4 protein-coding genes, 2 tRNA genes, 1 rRNA gene and 1 pseudogene are annotated in these 4493 nt (G+C 45.9%); 6 read left to right on the forward strand and 2 right to left on the reverse strand.

Annotated elements, in window-relative coordinates; translation table 11 throughout:
• The 4 genes from PUQ60_RS11285 to PUQ60_RS11300 all read left to right on the forward strand — a co-directional run.
• A 23S ribosomal RNA gene (locus PUQ60_RS11285) occupies positions 1 to 92 on the forward strand; the annotation flags it as partial.
• 129 nt (positions 93 to 221) lie between these two features.
• A tRNA-Pro gene (locus PUQ60_RS11290) sits at positions 222 to 296 on the forward strand.
• 13 nt (positions 297 to 309) lie between these two features.
• Positions 310 to 382, forward strand: a tRNA-Gly gene (locus PUQ60_RS11295).
• Between the two features lie 166 nt (positions 383 to 548).
• Positions 549 to 1169 (forward strand): flavodoxin family protein, encoded by a 621-nt coding sequence (locus tag PUQ60_RS11300; RefSeq protein WP_118523166.1) that lies wholly within the window; start codon positions 549 to 551, stop codon positions 1167 to 1169.
• Between the two features lie 27 nt (positions 1170 to 1196).
• On the opposite strand, the pseudogene PUQ60_RS11305 reads toward PUQ60_RS11300, so the two are convergent.
• Positions 1197 to 1508, reverse strand: a pseudogene (locus PUQ60_RS11305) (Uma2 family endonuclease); the annotation flags it as partial.
• 185 nt (positions 1509 to 1693) lie between these two features.
• Complete coding sequence (locus PUQ60_RS11310) at positions 1694 to 2641, reverse strand: LysR family transcriptional regulator (RefSeq protein ID WP_273381457.1); 948 nt, start codon at positions 2639 to 2641, stop codon at positions 1694 to 1696.
• A gap of 262 nt (positions 2642 to 2903) precedes the next feature.
• Here PUQ60_RS11310 and PUQ60_RS11315 point away from each other — a divergent pair, with 262 nt between their 5' ends.
• Positions 2904 to 3479, forward strand: a complete 576-nt coding sequence (locus PUQ60_RS11315; protein WP_273381456.1) for a chromate transporter — start codon at positions 2904 to 2906, stop codon at positions 3477 to 3479.
• A gap of 15 nt (positions 3480 to 3494) precedes the next feature.
• On the forward strand, positions 3495 to 4058 hold the full coding sequence (locus tag PUQ60_RS11320; RefSeq protein ID WP_107001912.1) for a chromate transporter: 564 nt from the start codon (positions 3495 to 3497) through the stop codon (positions 4056 to 4058).
• The last annotated feature ends 435 nt before the right edge of the window (positions 4059 to 4493 follow it).

Consider the following 4493-nt stretch of genomic DNA (forward strand, 5'->3'; position numbering starts at 1 on the left):
ACCCCTTGAAGACGACGAGGTAGATAGGGCAGAGGTGGAAGTGCAGTAATGCATGAAGCTGACTGTTACTAATCGGTCGAGGGCTTAACCAAAAGGTTATGGTTAAGGATAGGTAAGAGGAAGTTATTTCCTGAAGGATGAAAGATAGAAGTAGAAGAAATTCAGTGTGCAGTTTTGAAGGTATATAAACGTTCAAGAAAATCAAATATAAACGTGGATGACGGGGTGTGGCTCAGCTTGGCTAGAGCGCCTGGTTTGGGACCAGGAGGTCGCAGGTTCGAATCCTGTCACCCCGATTCTTACAAATATGCGCGAGTGGCTCAGTTGGTGGAGCGCGACCTTGCCAAGGTCGAGGCCGCGGGTTCGAGTCCCGTCTCGCGCTCTTTTTTATTATTGCGGAAGCTTTGATTCATCAGGGTTTCCGCTTTTTTGCATTTTCATTTTTATGTAGACAGTTGTAGACACCTGAAGACAATATATACGCTTACAGACTGTTTAAAAGCAATTTGTTGGAATAAATGTATCGCAGAGTAAAAGGAGGAAACCAAATGAGCAAAGTATTAATTCTAAACGGAAGTCCACGTGTAAACGGCAACACATCCATTGCCATCCGGGAAATGGAGAATGTATTTCGAAATAGTGGGGTAGAGGTAACAACCATACAGATTGGAAATAAAGATATCCGGGGCTGTATTGCCTGTAACCAGTGCAGCAAAATTGGAAAATGTGTGTTTGATGATATCGTAAATGAGCTGGCACCTCTCTTTGAGGCGGCGGATGGCCTGGTGATTGCCAGTCCGGTCTACTATGCATCGGCTAATGCGACGCTGATTGCCTGTCTTGACCGCTTGTTTTACAGCACGTCCTTTGATAAGAGCATGAAGGTGGGTGCCAGTGTAGTCTGTGCACGCAGAGGCGGCTGCTCAGCGACTTTTGATGAATTGAACAAATTTTTTACCATCAGCAATATGCCGATCGCATCCAGCAGATACTGGAACAGTATTCACGGCTGTGAGAAAGGGGAGGCAGAGATGGATGAGGAAGGCAAGCAGACGATGCGGATGCTTGCAAAGAATATGACATTTCTTATGAAGTCCATCGAGCTTGGCAAGAAAGAATATGGTCTTCCGGAACAGGAGGAGCGGACGGCGACGAATTTTATTCGGTAAGTTTAAGGGAGTCAGAGCATTTTTGATAATGTAGTCCATGCGCCGGCTGGATGGAGATACGATTTCGAAAATGAGAGTGGGAGCGCCGGAACAGCCGCGGTCGGTCAATTTATTCGGATCACAGATAAGAGGGATATCAGGCTCAACCCAATCTTTATCATCCGCATCCAGATTGATGGCGAAAGGAGGCGGATAAACGCGGCATTTTCCGCCGTTGGACTCGATATAATTTCCAAGAAGTCGGGAAATCTGGTAGGAAATTTCCTGATGAATCCGGCTCAGAGGTGCCATATTATGAAATTGCCCGTCGATCAGCTTTGCACGCTGCCCGTCGGGCAAATTCCAGTAATCTTTTGAAATATAGGTATAGCTATACCTAAAAGTATATTACAGGAAGAAATTATTTTCAATCATCCGTACGTATTCGCAACCAATCCCAGATAACCTCAGCGTCGTATCAGGTCATATGGATAATGATGACCTGATAATCGCGAACCGTCTCATACGGAAGTTTACCGGAACCGTCATGCATCCATCACAGGAAAAGGCTGTGTATGAGGGAAGATTTCCGGGGAATTTTGAGCGGAAATATGGTTGGGTGGCAAAAGTTCACGCGCCATTTGGATAAAATCCTGCATGACAGGAGACAGAAACTTGCTCTGATGCCACGCCAGATGAATGGTATTTTGAAAAGAAAAATCTGAAAAATAGATCCGGGAAATGGCACTGAGTCTCAGCTCAGCTTCGATCATAGTGCTTGGAAGAATTGTGACTCCAAGCCCCAGGCGGACGGCTTCGAGAATGGCCTCTTGCGAGGTGCTTTCCCAGGCAGGGGTGACCTCACAGCCGGTCTGACGGATGGCATTTTGAAATACTTCATAAGAGGTGCTGCCGACTTCGCGGAAGAGCAGAGGTTCTTTCATAAATGCATTGATGGAAACGGTTTTTTCTGCCATCGGGTGTCCAGGCGCGCAGATAGCGGTGTAGTGTTCCTGAAACAGGGGAGTCAAGGCAATCTGTTCGGAGCGGATGGTGCCGCCGACGATTGCAAGATCTAGCGCCCCATTTAAGAGCATGGCTTCCGTCTGTGCGGTCGTCTGTATATGGACCTGCGTGTGCACATGGGGATATGTCTTTTGAAATAGCTGTATGAAACGTGGCAGATAGGAAATCCCCACGTTGGTGCTGGCGCCGATGCGGAGAATCCCGCTGATTTCAGAATTGGAAAATGCCAGTTCCATTTCATCGTACATCTGGATAAAATGGCGTGCATAGTCGAGAAAACGTCGCCCTTCGCCAGTAATTCGCAGACGCTGGTTGATCCGGTCGAAAAATAATGTTCCGTAGTGTTCTTCGAGCTCCCGGACGGCGGTGCTGACAGTTGGCTGCGTCAGGTAGAGATTGCGTGCCGCCTGTGTAATGCTTCCGGCGGACGCTACTTCGATAAAAATTCGGAAATGCCGCAGTGTCATGAAAACTCCTTTCCTGAATGTTTCATAAGGAGTGGGAAACATTCGTATCTGTGTGTTTGTCCTGCTTTTTGCCTGCCGTCAGAAAGGTTATTTTTGACGGCGCTGCTTTTATAGACGATCATAGATGTTTTGATAAGAACTATATATAAATTATAGTAATTTTAAAATGAATTGGCAAGTGTTATAATGGGCACAGAAAAAGGAGTGTTGTTCTGCGCGAAGGAGAACTGGGCGAGGCAAAAGATAAAAGGGGGAATGGCAGATGAAACAGAAGCATCGACTGCTGGTTTTATTTTTAAAAACACTTTATATCAGCGCATTTACATTCGGGGGTGGTTTTGTCATTGTGACATTTATGAAGAAATGTTTCGTGGATGAGCTTCACTGGATTGATGAACAGGAAATGCTTGATTTTACCGCACTGGCACAGTCCTGTCCGGGCGCGATTGCGGTAAATGGGGCAATTTTGGTTGGCTGGAAAGTATATGGGTTTGCCGGAATGGTGGTGGCAGTCATCGGAACGATTCTTCCGCCGATGGCGATTCTGGCGGTTTTATCCGTCTGTTACGCCGCGTTTGCGTCGAACGTCTGGGTGGCAGTAGCACTAGAGGGAATGCGAGTCGGCGTGGCGGCTGTGATTCTGGATGTTTCCTGTGGACTGGGAGTGAATGTTCTGAAGGAAAAAAAGCTGTATTCAATTGCAATCATGATAATTGCGTTCCTGGCTGATTTTGTGCTGGATGTGAATGTAATCTATATCATTGCGGCGGGTATTCTGGCGGGAACGATTCGATTTATCTGGATGAGAAAACGTGAGCAGACGGCCGGTGCGGTATAGAGGGGGAGAATAGATATGATCTATATACAATTATTTTTGAGCTTTCTGCAGATAGGGCTTTTCAGCGTGGGCGGCGGCTACGCGGCGATTCCACTGGTACAGAGCCTGATTGTGGAACGACAGGGATGGATCACGATGACGGAGTTTACGAATCTTATCACGATCGCGGAAATGACGCCGGGACCGATTGCGGTCAATTCAGCAACCTTTGTCGGAATTCGGATAGCGGGACTTCCGGGGGCGGTTGCGGCAACCTGGGGATGTATTTTCCCATCTTGTATCATTGTATCGGTATTGGCATACATATATCGGCGTTACCGTGGCGGCTCTGCGATGGGAAGTATTTTAGGCAGTCTTCGCCCAGCGGTAGTGGCGCTGATCGCAGGTGCCGGACTTTCGATGCTACTGGCAGCAGTTCTTCCAGAGGTAAATGGGGAGAGGATGATCCAGTGGGGCAGTCTGGTTCTTTTTTCGGCAGCTTTTATAGCGCTCCGCAAATGGAAACTGAACCCAATTCTTGTGATGTGGGTCTGCGGCGGTGTCAGCCTGGCAGTTAAATTGATTGAGTATCATTTGTAGAGAAGGTAGTATAGGAATAGGTAATAGATATAAATGAGAGTGTAGATGGAGATTGAAAGCTGTATTTATGAATGGATGGAAATGGCATCGGATTCTTTTGATTCGATGCCATTTCTGGGATTAGGGGAAATAGATGCATAGACTTCAAATAGTTAGAATATTCTAAAAAATCACAACAAAATAAAAAGAATAACAAATATAGAAAAATCGTTGACAATCCTTGGAAACTCTGGTATCATAACATACGTCCTTGAGACAAGGGCAAATCAATCGAGGAAATAAGAGCGGAAACGCAAACGGGTTTCTAAGAAAGATTAAAAATAAAATAAAAAAAGTTGTTGACAAAGTCAATTGCTTATGATAATATAAATAAGCTGTCGATGAGACAACAACAAAGAACCTTGAAAACTGAACAGTATGTAAAACCCTGAAAAT

It is taken from the genome of Clostridium sp. AF02-29 (assembly GCF_934835585.1).
GTDB lineage: Bacteria > Bacillota > Clostridia > Lachnospirales > Lachnospiraceae > Otoolea > Otoolea fessa.